This window comes from Aeribacillus pallidus (assembly GCF_050478865.1).
Classification (GTDB): domain Bacteria; phylum Bacillota; class Bacilli; order Bacillales; family JACDOC01; genus JACDOC01.
In genome coordinates, this window is the sequence record NZ_JBCNBW010000036.1 from 87,193 (window position 1) to 105,563 (window position 18,371).

The 18,371-nt window shown below is 38.4% G+C and carries 16 protein-coding genes; 15 read left to right on the forward strand and 1 reads right to left on the reverse strand.

Going from position 1 to position 18,371, the window contains the following annotated elements; genetic code table 11:
• Positions 1-136 precede the first annotated feature (136 nt).
• The 7 genes from ystJ (at position 137) to ABES52_RS09435 (ending at position 7,852) form a co-directional block, all read left to right on the forward strand.
• Positions 137-1,375: an NADP-dependent malic enzyme gene (gene ystJ, locus ABES52_RS09405; RefSeq protein ID WP_429650902.1), complete on the forward strand. Its 1,239-nt coding sequence runs from the start codon at positions 137-139 to the stop codon at positions 1,373-1,375.
• Complete coding sequence (locus ABES52_RS09410; protein WP_429650903.1) at positions 1,375-2,001, forward strand: FadR/GntR family transcriptional regulator; 627 nt, start codon at positions 1,375-1,377, stop codon at positions 1,999-2,001. Before ystJ ends, ABES52_RS09410 begins: the two co-directional genes overlap by 1 nt.
• Positions 2,002-2,102: 101 nt before the next feature.
• Complete coding sequence (gene accD / locus ABES52_RS09415) at positions 2,103-2,972, forward strand: acetyl-CoA carboxylase, carboxyltransferase subunit beta (protein ID WP_429650904.1); 870 nt, start codon at positions 2,103-2,105, stop codon at positions 2,970-2,972.
• The gene (gene accA / locus ABES52_RS09420) at positions 2,966-3,946 is read left to right on the forward strand and encodes an acetyl-CoA carboxylase carboxyl transferase subunit alpha (protein ID WP_429650905.1); all 981 of its coding nucleotides are present in this window, start codon (positions 2,966-2,968) and stop codon (positions 3,944-3,946) included. The genes accD and accA overlap by 7 nt, the downstream gene beginning before the upstream one ends.
• Before the next feature lie 347 nt (positions 3,947-4,293).
• The gene (pfkA, locus tag ABES52_RS09425) at positions 4,294-5,253 is read left to right on the forward strand and encodes a 6-phosphofructokinase (protein WP_429650906.1); all 960 of its coding nucleotides are present in this window, start codon (positions 4,294-4,296) and stop codon (positions 5,251-5,253) included.
• A gap of 29 nt (positions 5,254-5,282) precedes the next feature.
• Positions 5,283-7,043 (forward strand): pyruvate kinase, encoded by a 1,761-nt coding sequence (pyk, locus tag ABES52_RS09430; protein ID WP_429650907.1) that lies wholly within the window; start codon positions 5,283-5,285, stop codon positions 7,041-7,043.
• Between the two features lie 422 nt (positions 7,044-7,465).
• Positions 7,466-7,852, forward strand: a complete 387-nt coding sequence (locus tag ABES52_RS09435) for an FxsA family protein (RefSeq protein ID WP_429650908.1) — start codon at positions 7,466-7,468, stop codon at positions 7,850-7,852.
• A gap of 44 nt (positions 7,853-7,896) precedes the next feature.
• On the opposite strand, the gene ytvI is transcribed toward ABES52_RS09435, so the two are convergent.
• Positions 7,897-9,015 (reverse strand): sporulation integral membrane protein YtvI, encoded by a 1,119-nt coding sequence (ytvI, locus tag ABES52_RS09440; RefSeq protein WP_429650909.1) that lies wholly within the window; start codon positions 9,013-9,015, stop codon positions 7,897-7,899.
• A gap of 402 nt (positions 9,016-9,417) precedes the next feature.
• On the opposite strand from ytvI, the gene citZ reads away from it, so the two are divergent.
• The 8 genes from citZ to hflC all read left to right on the forward strand — a co-directional run bounded on the left by citZ (position 9,418) and on the right by hflC (position 18,364).
• Positions 9,418-10,536 (forward strand): citrate synthase, encoded by a 1,119-nt coding sequence (citZ, locus tag ABES52_RS09445; RefSeq protein ID WP_429650910.1) that lies wholly within the window; start codon positions 9,418-9,420, stop codon positions 10,534-10,536.
• A 103-nt stretch (positions 10,537-10,639) separates the two neighbouring features.
• Positions 10,640-11,911 (forward strand): NADP-dependent isocitrate dehydrogenase, encoded by a 1,272-nt coding sequence (gene icd, locus ABES52_RS09450; RefSeq protein WP_429650911.1) that lies wholly within the window; start codon positions 10,640-10,642, stop codon positions 11,909-11,911.
• 72 nt (positions 11,912-11,983) lie between these two features.
• Positions 11,984-12,922, forward strand: coding sequence for a malate dehydrogenase (gene mdh, locus ABES52_RS09455; RefSeq protein WP_429650912.1), 939 nt, complete (start codon positions 11,984-11,986; stop codon positions 12,920-12,922).
• A gap of 200 nt (positions 12,923-13,122) precedes the next feature.
• On the forward strand, positions 13,123-13,599 hold the full coding sequence (locus ABES52_RS09460) for a MaoC/PaaZ C-terminal domain-containing protein (RefSeq protein ID WP_429650913.1): 477 nt from the start codon (positions 13,123-13,125) through the stop codon (positions 13,597-13,599).
• A 199-nt stretch (positions 13,600-13,798) separates the two neighbouring features.
• A complete protein-coding gene (locus tag ABES52_RS09465) occupies positions 13,799-14,512 on the forward strand; it encodes a response regulator transcription factor (RefSeq protein ID WP_429650914.1) in 714 nt (237 codons plus the stop codon).
• Positions 14,509-16,269, forward strand: a complete 1,761-nt coding sequence (pnpS, locus tag ABES52_RS09470) for a two-component system histidine kinase PnpS (protein ID WP_429650915.1) — start codon at positions 14,509-14,511, stop codon at positions 16,267-16,269. Before ABES52_RS09465 ends, pnpS begins: the two co-directional genes overlap by 4 nt.
• Positions 16,270-16,500: 231 nt before the next feature.
• Entirely contained in the window at positions 16,501-17,436 is a 936-nt protein-coding gene (gene hflK / locus ABES52_RS09475) for an FtsH protease activity modulator HflK (protein ID WP_429650934.1), read from the forward strand.
• Entirely contained in the window at positions 17,429-18,364 is a 936-nt protein-coding gene (gene hflC / locus ABES52_RS09480; protein ID WP_429650916.1) for a protease modulator HflC, read from the forward strand. Before hflK ends, hflC begins: the two co-directional genes overlap by 8 nt.
• Positions 18,365-18,371: the final 7 nt, after the last annotated feature.

Genomic DNA, 18,371 nt, shown 5'->3' on the forward strand with positions numbered 1-18,371 from the left:
GCTCATTAAGTGAATGTAAGAATCAAAGAAGAAATTCTTTACATTTGTTAGAATTATGTTATATTTGTAAGAGATTCATGTGGTCAGACCACTAGGTAGGGAAAAGAAGTCTGAACTGTTGAAGGAGTGTATACCCATGACATTACGTGAAGAAGCATTACATATGCATCGTGTTCATAGAGGAAAACTTGAATCAAAATCAAAGGTGGAAGTTCGTAATGCGAAAGATTTGAGTTTAGCATACTCTCCTGGAGTGGCTGAACCTTGTAAAGTGATTTACGATAAGCCGGAGACGGTTTATGACTATACGATGAAAGGAAATATGGTTGCTGTCGTATCTGACGGGACTGCCGTATTAGGATTAGGAAATATCGGTCCTGAAGCCGCTCTGCCAGTTATGGAAGGAAAAGCGGTATTATTTAAAAGCTTTGCGGGAGTAGATGCGTTCCCGATTTGTTTGAATACGACTGATGTTGATAAAATTGTCGAAACGGTAAAATTATTAGAACCAACTTTCGGTGGAGTAAACTTAGAAGATATTGCCGCGCCAAACTGTTTCATTATTGAGGAACGTTTAAAGAAAGAAACAAACATTCCAATTTTCCATGATGACCAGCATGGTACAGCGATTGTAACAGTTGCGGGGCTTGTGAATGCTTTGAAACTTGTTGGCAAAAAAATGTCCGAAATTAAAGTTGTTGCTAACGGGGCTGGCGCAGCAGGAATTGCCATTATAAAGCTTTTATATAGTTATGGTGTTCGAGACATTATTATGTGCGATTCGAAAGGTGCTATTTATGAAGGGCGTCCTTATGGGATGAACGAAGTAAAAGCAGAAGTAGCTAAGTTTACAAATAGAGATAGATTGTCAGGTAGTTTAGCAGATGTTATTAAAGGAGCAGATGTCTTTATTGGTGTGTCTGTAGCGGGTGCTTTAACGGAAGAAATGGTTCGTTCAATGAATAGGGACCCAATTATTTTTGCGATGGCAAACCCGGTTCCTGAAATTATGCCAGAACAAGCAAAGGCAGCAGGAGCTAAAGTAGTCGGGACAGGTCGATCTGACTTCCCAAACCAAGTAAATAACGTACTTGCATTCCCTGGAATTTTCCGCGGGGCATTAGATGTTCGTGCGACCCACATTAATGAAAAAATGAAGGTAGCGGCAGTAGAAGCCATTGCCGGACTTATTGAAGAGCATGAATTAAGCCCTGATTACGTCATTCCAGCTCCGTTTGATCCACGAGTGGCACCAGCTGTTGCTGCTGCGGTGGCTAAAGCAGCTATGGAAACTGGTGTTGCACGCTTAAAAGCTGATCCAGAAGAAATTCGAAAACGGACGATGGAAATGGCGGTCATTGGAAAAAGTGAGTGATGAAAATGAATACATCGCGCTCACAATCAAAGGTATATATTGAAATTGTGGAAAGTATCCGTGAAATGATTCAAAAAGATGGTCTGCAACCAGGAGACCGTCTTCCTTCTGAACGAGAATTGAGTGAGTCTTTAGGGGTTGGACGTTCATCTGTACGAGAAGCGCTTCGTTCCCTTGAATTGCTCGGATTAATTGAAACAAGAAGAGGAGAAGGTACGTTCATTCGGGATTTTAAAGATCATCGACTCGTTGAGCTGTTAAGTACGTTTATTTTAACCGACGGAAAAGTGCAAGAAGACATTTTACACACACTCTTTTCCGTTGAACAAGCGTGTTTATTGCTTATGAAGCGTCAAGCTACTTTCCATACCGACGTTTTTAATGAACTTTTGCATGCCGACAAAAATGAAAACGGTGAACATTTATGGCGTAAACTGTTTTCAGTACTAGACAACCGTTTACTAATGAAAATTTGGTCAATACTTTATGAATACGTACATCCTTTAAATCGAGAAACAAACATATCGGTTGAATCTTTTCAACATTTAATTCAAGCACTTGTAAACGGGACGGAAGAGGATGTCATTTTGCAATATAGACGTATTCGCAATTTGTCGGATGCTTAACGACACCGTATTACAAACAATTAACGCATTTTAAAGTACATTGGTTAAGACAAACATCTTTAACAGGAAAGTCGAATGCCTTACGTAAGGGAGGGTCATCATTGTTAAAGGAATTATTTGCGAAGAATAAGAAAAAGAAATACGCCACCATCCCTTCAGAAGCAGCCAAACAAGATGTGCCTGAAGGAATTATGACAAAATGTCCACAATGTAAAAAAATTATGTATACAAAAGAGCTTGAAAAAAATTTAAAAGTATGCTCGCATTGTGGGTATCATCACCAAATGAATGCCCATGAACGTATTCAAAGCTTACTTGACGAAGGATCATTTCAAGAATTTGATCAAAACATGGTTTCTACAAACCCGCTCCAGTTCCCTGACTACTTAGAAAAACTAGAAAAGGACCGTCAAAAATCTAAATTAAATGAAGCTGTTGTCACTGGAATCGGAAAAATTAATGGCTTTGAAGTGGTCATTGCGATTATGGATTCAAGTTTCCGAATGGGAAGTATGGGTTCGGTCGTAGGCGAAAAGATCACAAGAGCAATTGAATTAGCGATGGAACGATCATTACCTTTCATTATTTTTACTGCTTCCGGTGGCGCACGGATGCAAGAAGGAGTTTTATCCTTAATGCAAATGGCTAAAACGAGCGCTGCATTAAAAGCGTTTAGTGAAAAAGGTGGACTCATTATTTCCGTGATGACTCATCCGACAACTGGTGGGGTATCAGCAAGTTTTGCGTCCCTAGGAGATTATAACTTTGCTGAGCCCGGTGCATTGATTGGCTTTGCTGGACGTCGAATCATTGAACAAACGATTCGCGAGGAGCTTCCTGAAGATTTCCAAACGGCCGAGTTTTTATTAAAACACGGTCAATTAGATGCGGTGATTTCCCGTCTAGAATTAAAGGACAAGTTAACAACAGTCTTAGACATCCACCATGCTGGAGGTGAGGGCGGATGGTAAACACGTTAGAATTTGAACGTCCGGTCGTTGAACTGCGCCAAAAAATTGCCGAACTAAAAGAATTCACGAAAACCTCTGACGTGGATTTGTCATCTGAAATTGAAAAATTAGAGGCAAGACTTGAAAATTTAGAAAAAGAAATATACGAAAATATGAAGCCGTGGGATCGAGTACAAATTGCTCGACATCCACAACGACCTACAACGTTAGATTATATTTCTTATTTATTTACTGATTTTATGGAATTGCATGGGGATCGTTTATACGGTGATGATGAAGCCATTGTCGGTGGAATTGCGAAATACCACGGGTTACCGGTTACGGTCATCGGACATCAACGCGGAAAAGATACGAAAGAAAACATTCGTCGAAATTTCGGTATGCCTCATCCAGAAGGCTATCGAAAAGCGTTACGCCTCATGAAACAAGCTGAAAAGTTTTCACGTCCGATTATTTGTTTTATAGATACAAAAGGGGCGTATCCTGGGAAGGCTGCTGAAGAGCGTGGCCAAAGTGAAGCTATTGCTAGAAATCTGTTTGAAATGGCTGGTTTGAAAGTACCGATTGTATGTATTGTCATCGGTGAAGGTGGAAGTGGTGGAGCGCTGGCATTAGGAGTTGGAAACCATATTCACATGCTTGAAAACTCAACTTACTCTGTTATTTCTCCTGAAGGTGCAGCAGCGCTTCTTTGGAAGGATTCCTCTTTAGCAAAACGGGCGGCAGAAACGATGAAAATTACGGCTCCAGACTTAAAAGAACTTGGCATTATTGATGAAATCATTCCAGAAGTACGTGGAGGAGCTCATCAAGATGTGAAAGCTCAAGCGGAAGAAATCGACAAAGTCTTAAAAACATCGCTTCAACAATTGATGCAGTTAAGCGAAGACGAATTAGTTGCTCATCGATACGATAAGTATAAACAAATTGGTAAATATACAACAATCCAAACATTGGAAGAAGTGAAATCATAATGAAACCACAGCTGACTCAACACCTCATTGGGTCAGCTGTTCCTTTTTTGAAAAAATTTAGACAAATTTAAAACGCTTTCAGTTACCTAATAATTTCGTCTTTTTTTAACTCAGTTGAGATACATTTCTCTTCATGTTATGTTAGAAATGCTTGAAGTGTATATAAAAAAAGGGGCATGAATTCCTGATAGATACTGTTAAATTTAGGAAATGACGTACATAGTAATACTAGAACTTTTTTACATCTGATACGTCTTCCTTCAAATGTCTCATATTTGTCATACGCTTAAATAAGTTTAAGCACAATACATGTGAAAGAGTTAACAAATTGTTGGAGGGATCTTCAAATGAAACGAATTGGTGTTTTAACGAGCGGTGGCGACGCACCTGGTATGAATGCAGCTGTTCGAGCAGTTGTTCGAAAAGCGATTTACCATGGATTAGAAGTATACGGTGTGTATCAAGGGTATAATGGATTAATTAATGGAAATATTAAGAAATTGGAACTCGGTTCAGTAGGAGATATTATTCATCGTGGCGGCACGATTTTACGTTCAGCACGTTGTGAAGAATTTAAAACAAAAGAAGGACAAGCAAAAGGGATTGAACAATTGAAAAAATTTGGAATCGAAGGGCTTGTTGTTATTGGCGGAGACGGTTCATACCGTGGAGCTCAAAAACTAACAGAACAAGGCTTCCCATGTGTCGGTATTCCAGGAACTATCGATAATGACATCCCAGGAACAGATTTTACGATTGGTTTTGACACAGCGTTAAATACCGTGATTGAAGCGATTGACAAAATTCGCGATACAGCAACGAGTCATGAGCGGACGTTCGTCATTGAAGTAATGGGACGGGACGCTGGTGATATTGCGCTATGGTCTGGGCTTGCCGGTGGAGCAGAAACGATTTTAATTCCAGAAGATCCATTCAACATCGACGAAATTGTCGAACGCCTTCGAAAAGGACAAGAACGTGGCAAGAAACATAGTATTATTGTTGTTGCTGAAGGAGTTATGAGCGGTACTGAGTTTGCTCAAAAATTAAAAGATGCGACAAATATGGAAACGCGTGTCTCTGTATTAGGGCATATTCAACGTGGGGGTTCTCCAACTGCCTTCGACCGAGTATTAGCTAGCCGTTTAGGAGCACGTGCAGTAGAATTGTTATTGGAAGGAAAAGGTGGCCGGGCTGTTGGAATCGTCAACAATAAGCTTGTTGATTACGATATTCTTGAATTATTTGACATGCCACATCAATTGGATCTCAAAATGTATGAATTATCAAAAGAACTTTCGATCTAATCGTATATAACAATGGAGGTTTTATACGCATGAGAAAAACAAAAATTGTTTGTACCATTGGTCCTGCAAGTGAAAGTGTTGAGAAGTTAGTACAACTAATGGAAGCGGGTATGAACGTCGCTCGTCTTAACTTCTCTCACGGAGACTATGAAGAACATGGACAACGGATTAAAAACATTCGCGAAGCAGCAAAAATCACCGGGAAAACAGTAGGGATTTTACTTGATACAAAAGGTCCAGAAATTCGTACACATACGATGGAAAACGGAGCGATTGAATTAAAAGAAGGTACTAATGTCATCGTCTCCATGAAAGAAGTTGTTGGAACACCAGAAAAATTCTCGATCACCTATCCAGGTTTAATTGATGATGTAGAAGTTGGTTCAAAAATATTATTAGACGACGGATTAATCGGGTTAGAAGTCACTCAAATTGATAAAGAAAACGGTGAAATTCATACGAAAGTATTAAATAGCGGAACATTAAAAAATAAAAAAGGTGTGAATGTACCTGGAGTTTCCGTCAAACTTCCTGGTATTACAGAAAAAGATGCGAACGATATTGTGTTCGGTATCGAACAAGGTATTGATTTTATCGCTGCATCTTTTGTTCGTCGAGCATCTGACGTATTAGAAATTCGTGAATTACTTGAAAAACATCATGCAACACACATTCAAATTATTCCAAAGATTGAGAATCAAGAAGGCGTTGACAACATCGACGAAATTTTAGAAGTGTCAGACGGCTTAATGGTTGCGCGTGGGGACTTGGGAGTAGAAATTCCGGCTGAGGAAGTACCGCTTGTGCAAAAAGCATTGATTAAAAAATGTAATGAACTTGGAAAACCTGTTATAACGGCTACACAAATGCTTGATTCAATGCAACGCAATCCACGTCCGACTCGTGCCGAAGCAAGTGACGTTGCCAATGCAATTTTTGACGGAACTGATGCTATTATGCTTTCTGGAGAAACTGCAGCTGGTTTATATCCAGTAGAAGCAGTACAAACAATGCATAATATTGCTTCTCGTGCAGAACAAGCGTTAGATTACCGAAAAGAACTTTCTAATCGTACAAAAAAATGTAACCACACCATGACAGATGCGATTGGACAATCGGTTGCACATACAGCTTTAAACTTAGATGTGAATGCGATTGTGACACCGACGGAAAGCGGCCATACAGCTAAAGTCATTTCTAAATATCGTCCGAAAGCCCCGATTGTTGCAGTTACATCTGACGAATCAGTTTCACGTCGTCTTGCCCTTGTATGGGGAGTGTATCCACAATTAGGTAAGCGAGTAGATACCACAGACGAAATGCTTGAGATGGCTGTTCATGAAAGCTTAAATAGCGGTATCGTTTCTCACGGAGACATTGTCGTTATTACAGCAGGTGTTCCTGTTGGTGAAACTGGTACAACGAACTTAATGAAAATTCACGTCGTTGGCGATATTTTAGCTAAAGGTCAAGGAATTGGTCGCCGTTCCGCATACGGGAAAGTAGTTATTGCTAAAACGGCTGAAGAAGCATTACAAAAAGTGACAGAAGGATCTGTTCTTGTCACTTTAGGAACAGATAAAGAAATGATTCCTGCGATCGAAAAATGTAGTGCAGTAATTACTGAAGAAGGCGGATTAACAAGTCATGCCGCTGTGGTCGGTATTAACTTAGGCATTCCTGTCATCGTTGGTGTAGAAAATGCGGTTGGTATGTTAAAAGACGGACAAGAAATTACCGTCGATGCTGCTCAAGGTGTTATTTACAATGGACATGCCAGCGTGCTTTAATTGATGGTAAGACTGACTTTTCCTGTTTTTTAGGGAGAGTTGGTCTTTTTTTATTAAAAGGCTATGTTATGTTTCATTGTTGATTTTTAGCAAGTTGTTCACACGGCGGCGACTCCAGCGGGAACAATAAGACAAGCAAGACCCTTACTTGAGCGTAGCGAGGGAAGCGGCTTGCGGCTTGCGGCTTGCCCGCGGAAAGCGTCCGCCACAAGCGTAATGTATACATATCAACAGTATCATTTAACTGAGCCAATTAAAAATATTGTGTACTCATATGATAAGAAATGGATAGAAACCGATGATAGTAGAAAGTATAAGGGAAAGGTGTCAAGTAAAATGTTGTATAACCTTTGGTACATACTTTTAGATAAAAATATGATATACTTTCACATAATAAAAAAGATGGGGGATCGATTTTTCGAATGAGATACTTGATTTTATTATTAATTGTTATGCCTGCCTTAGAAATTGGGCTGCTTCTATATTCAGGAAAAGTGTTAGGAGTATTACCAACGGTGTTTCTCATTATTTTCACAGGGGTATTAGGTGCCTATTTAGCTAAAAAACAAGGATTAGATATTTTGAACCAAGCGAAAAAAGAACTACAATACGGTCGAGTACCAAGTGAAGCAATCATCGACGGATTATTTGTTCTTGTTGGAGGTACGGTGTTACTTACGCCCGGGTTTATTACTGATACACTCGGATTTTTATTCCTTTTCCCATACACACGTCGATGGTTCAAACCTCTCGTTTATCGCTTGTTTCGAAAATGGATTGACAAAGGGAATATCATTATACTGCGGTAACTAAAAAGAGCTGACTGCTTAACCGGGTCAGCTCTTTTTAGTTGTTAGTTTGTTTTTGGTCCCATAATAAAATTCCATACATCACGAAACACATTCGCTCGATTTAGTGCGGATAGTACCACTAAAGCGACAGGCCCTAAAATGAGTCCTAAAAATCCAACAAGCTTAAAGCCAACAAATAAGGCGACCAGCGTAGCGAGTGGATCGAGCCCGATGCTTGATGATAAAATTTTAGGTTCCATAAATTGACGCTGAACAACGACGACCAAATAAAGAACTCCTAATCCGATTCCTAAACCAATATTACCTGTTACGATTTCATAAATAATCCAAGGGACAAAAATGGCCCCTGTTCCTAAATAAGGTAGAATATCGACCACTCCGATAATTAAGGAAATGGTAATCGCATAATCTACTCGCAAAATTAACAAACCGATCAATACGATGACAGTTGTGATTGAAATCAATGTCAATTGAGCACGGATGAAACCAACTAACGCTTTCTTTAAATCATTAAATACGGTCCGCCCACTCAATTGAGCTTTTTCTGGTAACCAACGGACGAATAGATTTTTCAAGCGGTCCCAATCTTTGCTAATAAAGAATGTAGCCAACATAGAGAAGACTAGGACGGTCGCCACGTTTGGAATCCATGAAATTAAAATAGGTAACTTTTGAAAAAAGGATTGAATAAACGTTCCAACGCTTGAGGCGATTTTTTCACCTGTGTTTTGGATATTCTCTATAATCGTTTCTTGCTGGCTAGCGTCTAAATTATTAAAAAAGCTTGAAGCGTAATTATAAAACGGAATGACTTGTGCGGTAATTAACTGCTCTCCATATTCAATCAATGTGGCAAAATGTTTTGGGACGATTTGTGCTAAATAGTCAGCTCCTGACACAATTTCAGCGATTAGAAGCGTAATTAGCCCTATCAACACCCCGATAATAATGACCAATGCAATAAAAACAGCAATTCCTCTTGGCATTTTTGCTTTTTTCTCTAATAAGTTCACGAGTGGATTAATCATTAATGCAATTAAAATAGCAATAATAAATGGATATGTCAGCTTTGACAATTCAATCAATGCCCATCCGCCAAAAAAGACGATGCCGACAACGAGTAAAAATCGAATAGTGCGATTTATGTAGACAATGTTCAATCATTTTCCCTCCTATATCAAGGTTATACTTTAATTTTACGTGTCCTCTCTTCTAAAAAAAAGTACTAATCTACTCTACGAATCAAACGAATTGGAGATTCAATTATCAAGATATTTTTTCACTTCCTCAACATGATTTCCAGCCTCCACTGTTTTTATATGTTTTTCTAAAAAAATATTTTTTAAATATTTTAAGTTGTTTGGATTCACAAAAGTCTGATAATTGTTTATAATAAGAATGTAAGCGCATCCCAATTTTATCCTTCATTTGTAAAACGATTTGGACAAGCAAACTGTAGCAGTGTTGAACAAGCGCTCGCTTGTCGTTTGGAAAAGCTTTTTACACCCACTCATAGTTTCATGAGTGATAGGGAAATTATAAAGGCAAAGGAGAGATGGTTTATGACAGCTACTCGCGGTCTTGAAGGCATTGTAGCGACAACATCTTCAATTAGCTCCATTATTGATGACACCCTTACATATGTTGGGTACAACATTGATGATTTAGCAGAACACGCAAGCTTTGAAGAGGTTATTTATTTGCTTTGGCATCGTCGTCTACCAACAAAAGCTGAATTGGATGAGATTAAAAAAGATTTGGCAGAAAATGCGGAATTACCGAAAGAAGTTCTAGACCACTTTAAAACATATCCAATTAAACAAGTTCACCCAATGGCAGCTCTTCGCACAGCGGTTTCTTTATTAGGATTATTTGACCCTGAAGCGGACGAAATGACAGAAGAAGCGAACTATCGTAAAGCGATTCGTTTACAAGCAAAAATACCAACAATTGTTACTGCGTTTTCTCGTATTCGCAAAGGGTTAGAACCGGTAGCTCCACGAAAAGATTTAAGTTTTGCGGCTAATTTCTTGTATATGCTTACTGGAAACGAACCTGATGAAATTGCGGTGGAAGCGTTTAACAAAGCGCTTGTTTTACATGCCGATCATGAATTAAATGCGTCTACATTTACGGCTCGTGTTTGTGTTGCGACCCTTTCCGACGTGTATTCAGGTATTACATCGGCCATCGGTGCTCTAAAAGGACCTTTACATGGTGGTGCTAACGAGCAAGTAATGAAAATGTTAACAGAAATTGGATCTATCGAAAATGTAGAACCATATATTCACAACAAGTTGAACAATAAAGAAAAAATTATGGGCTTTGGCCATCGCGTTTATCGTAAAGGTGATCCTCGTGCAAAACATTTACGTAAAATGTCTGAAAAACTGACGAAACTTACAGGTGAACCTCATTGGTATGACATGTCTACAAAAATTGAAGAAATTGTTACATCTGAAAAAGGCTTACCACCTAACGTCGATTTCTATTCTGCGTCTGTGTACCATAGCCTAGGAATCGATCATGATCTATTTACCCCAATTTTTGCCGTAAGCCGCGTATCCGGATGGTTAGCTCATATTTTAGAGCAATATGCAAACAATCGTCTCATCCGTCCGCGTGCTGAATACACAGGTCCTGGTAAGCAACAATACGTACCAATTGAACAGCGTGGATAATCCTCTATTTACAAATATTAAAAATATTGATTCAATAGTTATTGAATAAAGGTTAGAGGCGTCATGCTTTCTAACCTTTGATATTGAAATTGGAGGGAATAGCATGTCACAAGGTCAAAAAATCACTGTAGAAAATGGAGTATTAAACGTACCAAATGATCCGATTATTCCATTTATTGAAGGAGACGGAACAGGTCCTGACATTTGGGCAGCAGCTTCCCGTGTTCTTGACGCTGCAGTAGAAAAAGCGTACAATGGCGAACGCAAAATTGTTTGGAAAGAAGTCTACGCAGGTGAAAAAGCATATAAAAAAACAGGTGAATGGCTACCACAAGAAACATTGGATACGATTCGTGAATATTTACTTGCGATTAAAGGTCCACTTACTACACCAGTTGGTGGAGGTATTCGTTCATTAAACGTTGCGCTTCGTCAAGAACTTGACTTGTTTGTGTGCTTACGTCCAGTTCGTTACTTTGAAGGTGTTCCTTCTCCAGTGAAACGTCCACAAGATACAGATATGGTCATTTTCCGTGAAAATACAGAAGATATTTATGCCGGTATTGAATATGCGAAAGGAACGGAAGAAGTAAAGAAAGTTATTGATTTTTTACAAAATGAAATGGGCGTGAAGAAAATTCGCTTCCCAGAAACATCTGGTATTGGTATTAAGCCAATTTCTGAAGAGGGTACAAAACGTCTCGTTCGTGCCGCTATAAACTATGCGATTAAGGAAGGACGTAAATCAGTCACCCTTGTACATAAAGGGAACATCATGAAATTTACTGAAGGTGCGTTTAAAAATTGGGGTTACGAATTAGCTGAAGAAGAATTTGGAGATAAAGTATTTACATGGGCACAATACGACCGTATTAAAGAAGCGGAAGGTGTCGAAGCGGCAAACAAGGCTCAAGCAGAAGCAGAAGCACAAGGAAAAATTATCGTAAAAGATGCTATTGCAGATATTTTCTTACAGCAAGTGTTAACACGTCCACGTGAGTTTGACGTTGTTGCCACAATGAACTTAAATGGTGACTATATTTCTGACGCATTAGCGGCCCAAGTTGGTGGTATCGGTATCGCACCAGGAGCAAACATTAACTATGAAACTGGACATGCTATTTTCGAAGCAACACACGGTACCGCTCCAAAATATGCTGGTTTAGATAAAGTCAACCCATCTTCTGTGATCCTTTCTGGCGTGCTTATGCTTGAACATTTAGGATGGAATGAAGCTGCTCAACTGATTATTGAAGCGATGGAAAAAACAATTGCTTCTAAAGTGGTTACTTATGACTTTGCTCGTTTAATGGAAGGCGCTACGGAAGTAAAATGTTCCGAATTTGCCACAGCTTTAATCGAAAATATGGGTTAATATTAATAAGAGAGCTTACCGATTTGGAAAGCCTCTTACATAAGTTGAAAAGAATAAAGGGGGACGTAACAGATGGCAATGAAGCGTAAAAAAATCTCAGTCATTGGTGCAGGATTTACTGGAGCAACAACGGCCTTTTTACTTGCTCAAAAAGAACTAGGGGATGTTGTGCTTGTGGATATTCCTCAATTGGAAAAACCTACAAAAGGTAAAGCCCTTGACATGCTTGAAGCTGGACCAGTACTAGGGTTCGATGCGAATATTATCGGAACTTCTAACTACGAAGATACGAAAGACTCCGATATTGTCGTCATTACAGCAGGTATTGCGCGTAAGCCAGGTATGAGCCGGGATGACTTAGTACAAACAAACCAAAAAATTATGAAAGAAGTTACAAAACAAATAGTTAAATATTCTCCTAATTGTTATATTATCGTTTTAACAAACCCTGTTGATGCGATGACATACACTGTATATAAAGAATCTGGATTCCCGAAAAACCGTGTTATCGGACAATCTGGTGTTCTTGATACAGCTCGTTTCCGCACATTTGTTGCGCAAGAACTAAATCTTTCTGTAAAAGATATCACTGGTTTCGTCTTAGGTGGACACGGTGACGATATGGTACCACTTGTACGTTACTCTTATGCTGGTGGTATCCCGTTAGAAAAGTTAATTCCGAAAGATCGCCTCGATGCGATTGTTGAACGGACGCGTAAAGGTGGCGGAGAAATCGTTAATTTATTAGGTAACGGGAGTGCGTACTACGCTCCAGCAGCGTCCCTCGTTGAAATGGTAGAAGCGATTGTGAAAGATCAACGTCGGGTTCTTCCTGCTATTGCTTACTTAGAAGGAGAATACGGATTTGAAGGTATTTATTTAGGAGTTCCAACCATTTTAGGTGGAAACGGACTAGAACAAGTGATCGAACTTGAATTAACAGAAGAAGAAAAAGCAGCTCTAGAAAAATCAGCTCAGTCTGTTCGAAATGTTATGGCGGTATTAGTTTAATCAATGATTTAGTGTCGAGTGGAGAAAACTCCCTCGGCACTTTTTTATTGAATAGTATTGATGAAATAATTTTTCTTTGAATGGGGATGCTAAAAATGATATAATTATAAATAACAGAACATAATGATAATTCGATATTTTATATACAATTATTTTTATTATAAATTGTAACCGTTTTCAAAATAATGGAGGTGCTAGGCATGTTGTTAGGAAGAAAAATTAAGCTAGGTCGAAAAATTGGAGAAATTAGCGTTGGAGAAAAGCTATCGTTAACAGAGAAAATTGAAGACAAAGACCTTTTACTCTATTTGGGATTAACAAATGATGCCAATCCACTATACATTCAACACGATTACGCGTCACAAACTCCGTTTAAAAAACCAATCGTGCCAACTGTAATGATTAATGGAATTATTACATCTGCTATCTCGAAATACTTGCCAGGTCCTGGATCACATGTTGTTGGTCAACAACTGGAATTTCCAAAACCAGTGTATCATTACGCAACAGTGGAATTCTTATTCGAAATAATTGATATCGATTCGAAAAATCATACAATCATCGTAAAAGTACAAGGAACAAACGAAGAGGGAGAAACGGTTGTTCAAGGAACGGTATCTGTATGCCCTCCGCATAAATTAGAGCAAATGACAGGAAGAGCATTAGAAAACTTCTAATATCATCCCACTACATTTTCTAATTTTTTTAGAGTGCTCCAAGCGAGCGCTTTTTTTATTAATCATTTTTCAGTAATTCCATCGATTTTTTAGTAAAAAATACAAAGGAGAAACATTGGGTTTTTTCACGTCATTTTATATAATAAAAAGAAAGAACGGCTTGCTTATATGAAGGGGAATAAAATTTTTGGAGGAGCTTATGAGTATAAAAGTACTAGTTGTTGATGATGAACAATCAATCAGTACACTTCTTGAGTACAATTTAAAACAAGCAGGCTTTGATGTAATAACCGCCTCTGACGGAGAAGAAGGGAAAGAAAAAGCTATATCTGAAAAGCCAGATTTTATTATTTTAGATTTAATGATGCCCAAATTAGATGGCATGGAAGTATGTAAACAATTACGACAACTAAAAATATCTACGCCGATTTTAATGTTAACGGCAAAAGATGATGAATTTGATAAAGTATTAGGGCTTGAATTAGGGGCAGACGATTACATGACCAAGCCGTTTTCCCCTCGGGAAGTCGTCGCTCGAGTAAAGGCAATTTTACGCCGGACGCAGCATGAAGTCAAATCTTCTCTGTCTGCTGAACCAAAAGATTTTATTCAAGTTGGAGACGTCAAAGTGTTTCCTGAACAGTATGAAGCATATTTTCAAGATCGTTTGTTGGAACTGACTCCGAAAGAGTTCGAACTACTCCATTACTTAATGAAAAATAAAGGTCGCGTCATGACTCGAGATCAGTTGTTAAGCTCTGTTTGGAATTATGATTTTGCCGGTGATACGCGAATCGTTGACGTCCACATCAGTCATTTGCGCGAAAAAATTGAACAAAATACGAAAAAACCAACGTATATTAAAACCATTCGGGGCTTAGGGTATAAGTTTGAGGAGCCAAAACGTTCATGACCCGCTTTAAAACGAGATTATTATTTGCACTTATTACATTAATTTTTACTGTTTTTATTGGTCTCGGGTTACTCCTTGGTCAATTGTTTCAAAACTATTATTTACACGGATTTAATGAACGAATGAAGAAAGAGACCGAATGGATTACGCATTTCATCGAAAAAAGCGGTGGAATCGATGAACTCAATGAAGAACAACTGCATCGCTTTAGTGACCTGATGGATTTACGTTTAACCATCATTCGGATAGATGGGACGGTTATATTTGATAGTGGTTCTAAAAAAGAAACGGTACCTGGCCATCAGGCAATGATAACGAAAATAGGCAAAGTATCGAAAGAAAAAGGTTATGAATCGCTGAATGGCGATATTCAATATTATTGGCAGTCCATTAAAGACGATGCACAAGAACGAGAAGCGTATACGGTCGTTAGCACTCAAATAAATGTATTAGAAAAAGTGAATCGGCAAATTTGGATTTTGTTAGCCGTCACTCTCGGCATTGCTTTAGTGGTCATTATTCTGCTTGGTGCTAAAATTACCGATCGCTATACAAAGCCTATTGAGTCGGCTACGAAAGTCGCTATTGAACTTGCAAAAGGGAATTACCGGGCCCGGACGTATGAAGACCATGTAGATGAAACAGGGATGTTAAGCACATCCATTAATATATTGGCACGTAATCTTCAGGATATGGTAAAAGCCCATTCTATGCAAAAAGATCGGCTGACTACCTTAATTGAAAACATGGGAAGCGCCCTTATTTTAATTGATGCTCGAGGCTACGTCAGCTTAATCAACCGGGCGTATAAAGAAATTTTTCAAGTACAGCCATCGAAATTTTTATTTAAACGATACCATGAGGTCATTGAGCAAGAAGAAATAAAAAAATTAATCGAAGAAGTGTTTATGACAGAAAAGGGGATTCGTCGCCAAATTCTCCTCCCATTAAAAATTGAACGAAAGCACTTTGAAGTTTATGGCGCTCCGATTATTGGGACAAACGATGAGTGGAAAGGAATTGTCCTTGTTTTCCATGATATTACCGAGCTGAAAAAGTTGGAACAAATGCGCAAAGACTTTGTTGCTAACGTTTCCCATGAATTAAAAACACCGGTCACCTCTATCAAAGGGTTTACAGAAACATTGTTAGATGGAGCGATGCATGACCCTGAAACGTTAAAACAATTTTTAACGATTATTTTAAAAGAAAGCGATCGTTTACAAAACTTAATTCATGATTTACTTGATTTATCGAAAATTGAACGGCAAGGATTTACGTTGTCTATCGAACAGGTCCATTTAGATAAACTATTAAAAGAAGTAGTGGCCGTTCTAGAAGGAAAAGCAAAGGAAAAGCAAATCCAACTGTTGTATGAAGAAAACGGGGCTCCAGTTATTGAAGGGGATAACGCAAGATTAAAACAAGTGTTTATGAACATTATTAGCAATGGAATCAACTATACTCCTTCTGGGGGAATAGTGAAAGTCTCTATTCATGAAAATGAATCAACAGTTACCGTCAACGTTAAAGATACAGGTATTGGAATTGCGGAGGAAGAAATTCCGAGAATTTTTGAACGTTTCTACCGTGTAAGTAAAGATCGAAGTCGCAATTCTGGAGGGACTGGGCTTGGTTTGGCAATCGTAAAACATTTAGTAGAAGCTCATAAGGGAAAAATAATGGTAACAAGTCAATTAGGGGTAGGAACGACATTTTCGATTGTTTTACGAAAAAAACTTTCTCAAAAAGGATGATTATTTACAGTCTCTTTACATTCCTTTTAATTGGAATTAATATACCGTTGCTACAATTGTTTACGAAAACCCCTTCATCCAAGGAGCCGAAAAAGAGAAGGTGAGAACTGACCCCGTTCTCACCTTCTCTTTTTCTATTTTTATGGAACTTTTGTCACAAATTATTCGTATATAAAGTAAAACATCCATCATGAAAGGAAGAGATGTATGAATTTAAGGAAACTTTATTTGATGACGGGATTATTTATTTCTGCACTCATTATTTTTGCTGTTGTCCTTACTACTTGGTATACCGTCGATGAGTCAGAGCAAGCGGTCATTTTAACGTTTGGTAAAGCAGACCAGACGATACAAGAACCGGGACTTCATTTTAAACTACCATGGCCTATTCAAACAGTCGAAAAACTATCAAAAGAAACGTTTAGCCTTCAGTTTGGCTATGAAGAAGAAAATGGGAAAATTAGGGATTTTCCAGAAGAAACAAAAATGATTACGGGTGATGAAAATATCGTTCTAGCTGACCTTGTTGTGCAATGGAAAATTACGAATCCGAAAAACTATTTATTTAATGCCGAAGACCCAGAAGAAATTTTACATGATGCGACTTCTGCCGCGCTACGGAGCATTATCGGCAGTTCAAAAATTGATGATGCCTTAACATCAGGAAAAGCGGAAATTGAAGCAGAAGTGCGAGAATTATTAACATCGTTAATTGACAAATATGATATTGGGATTTCCGTTTTAGCCGTGAAATTGCAAGACGTTGAACTACCGAATGATGAAGTTCGTCGGGCATTTACAGCTGTTACCGATGCACGTGAGACGATGAACACAAAGATTAATGAAGCGAAAAAATATCGCAACAAACAATTAAATGAAGCATTAGGAGAAAAAGACGCCATTATCTCTAAAGCAGAAGGGGATAAAGCAGCTCGAATTGAACGTGCCCGTGGGGATGTTGCGGTCTTTAATAAGCTGTATGAAGAATATAAAAACAATCCAAACATTACGCGTGAACGATTAGTATTAGAAACGTTGGAGCAAGTGCTACCAAATGCTGAAATTTATATTATGAATGACGATGGAAGTACGCTTAAATATTTCCCCATTCGACCGTTAGAGAAGCAAGAACCTCCGAAAGTGGAAGGAAGTGATTCGAATGAGTGATCAAAATGTAATTAATATGAATGAAAGACAAAGAACGGGTTTTGAATGGCGAAAATATTCTCGCTTTGGTATTTTCTTATTAGTCCTTCTTGCGTTGTTCCTTCTTGTGATTTCTAATGTGTTTATCGTTAAAGAAGGAGAGTACAAAGTCGTTCGTCAATTTGGGGAAGTCGTTCGAATCGTGAAAGAACCAGGATTAAACTATAAAATTCCATTTATTCAAAGCGTTAGCACACTCCCTAAATATCAGCTCATGTACGATGTATCAGAAGCAGAAATTAATACAAAAGATAAAAAGCGAATGCTTGTTGATAATTATGCAGTATGGAAAATTATCGACCCGAAAAAAATGATTACAAATGCTCGAACATTAACCAATGCGGAATCAAGAATGGAAGAATTTATTTATTCTGTTGTTCGTGCTGAATTAGGGCAACTGAACTACGATGAAATTATCAATGATGAAAAATCGTCCCGCGGTAGTTTAAATGACCGTGTCACAGCGAAAGTCAATGAACTATTAGCCAAAGACGAATACGGGATTGTCGTTGTTGACGTCCGAATGAAACGTACGGATTTACCGGAAGAAAACGAAAATTCCGTTTATACGCGAATGATTTCTGAACGGGAATCAAAAGCTCAGGAGTATTTATCTAAAGGGGACGCAGAAAAGAATCGAATTACCGCTCAAACGGATCGTGAAGTAAAAGAAATTATTTCGAAAGCTGAAGCTGACGCAGAAGTGATTCGGGCGGAAGGAGAAGCGCAGGCTGCAAAAATTTATAACGAATCATTTTCCAAAGATCCAGAGTTTTATTCGTTGTACCGGACATTACAAACGTATAAACGTACCATTAATGAAGATACCGTAATAATCATTCCATCCGATTCACCATATGCGAAAATATTATCCGGTTATTTTGAATAACGAATAA

What these genes read in the sequence shown, in the direction of transcription:
- pnpS (WP_429650915.1), top strand. Translation starts at nt 14,509, where the DNA reads ATGACCCGCTTTAAAACGAGATTATTATTTGCACTTATTACATTAATT.
- accA (WP_429650905.1), top strand. Translation starts at nt 2,966, where the DNA reads ATGGTAAACACGTTAGAATTTGAACGTCCGGTCGTTGAACTGCGCCAA.
- icd (WP_429650911.1), top strand. Translation starts at nt 10,640, where the DNA reads ATGTCACAAGGTCAAAAAATCACTGTAGAAAATGGAGTATTAAACGTA.
- ABES52_RS09460 (WP_429650913.1), top strand. Translation starts at nt 13,123, where the DNA reads ATGTTGTTAGGAAGAAAAATTAAGCTAGGTCGAAAAATTGGAGAAATT.
- mdh (WP_429650912.1), top strand. Translation starts at nt 11,984, where the DNA reads ATGGCAATGAAGCGTAAAAAAATCTCAGTCATTGGTGCAGGATTTACT.
- pfkA (WP_429650906.1), top strand. Translation starts at nt 4,294, where the DNA reads ATGAAACGAATTGGTGTTTTAACGAGCGGTGGCGACGCACCTGGTATG.
- ABES52_RS09465 (WP_429650914.1), top strand. Translation starts at nt 13,799, where the DNA reads ATGAGTATAAAAGTACTAGTTGTTGATGATGAACAATCAATCAGTACA.
- ABES52_RS09410 (WP_429650903.1), top strand. Translation starts at nt 1,375, where the DNA reads ATGAAAATGAATACATCGCGCTCACAATCAAAGGTATATATTGAAATT.
- hflK (WP_429650934.1), top strand. Translation starts at nt 16,501, where the DNA reads ATGACGGGATTATTTATTTCTGCACTCATTATTTTTGCTGTTGTCCTT.
- ABES52_RS09435 (WP_429650908.1), top strand. Translation starts at nt 7,466, where the DNA reads ATGAGATACTTGATTTTATTATTAATTGTTATGCCTGCCTTAGAAATT.
- citZ (WP_429650910.1), top strand. Translation starts at nt 9,418, where the DNA reads ATGACAGCTACTCGCGGTCTTGAAGGCATTGTAGCGACAACATCTTCA.
- pyk (WP_429650907.1), top strand. Translation starts at nt 5,283, where the DNA reads ATGAGAAAAACAAAAATTGTTTGTACCATTGGTCCTGCAAGTGAAAGT.
- hflC (WP_429650916.1), top strand. Translation starts at nt 17,429, where the DNA reads ATGAGTGATCAAAATGTAATTAATATGAATGAAAGACAAAGAACGGGT.
- ystJ (WP_429650902.1), top strand. Translation starts at nt 137, where the DNA reads ATGACATTACGTGAAGAAGCATTACATATGCATCGTGTTCATAGAGGA.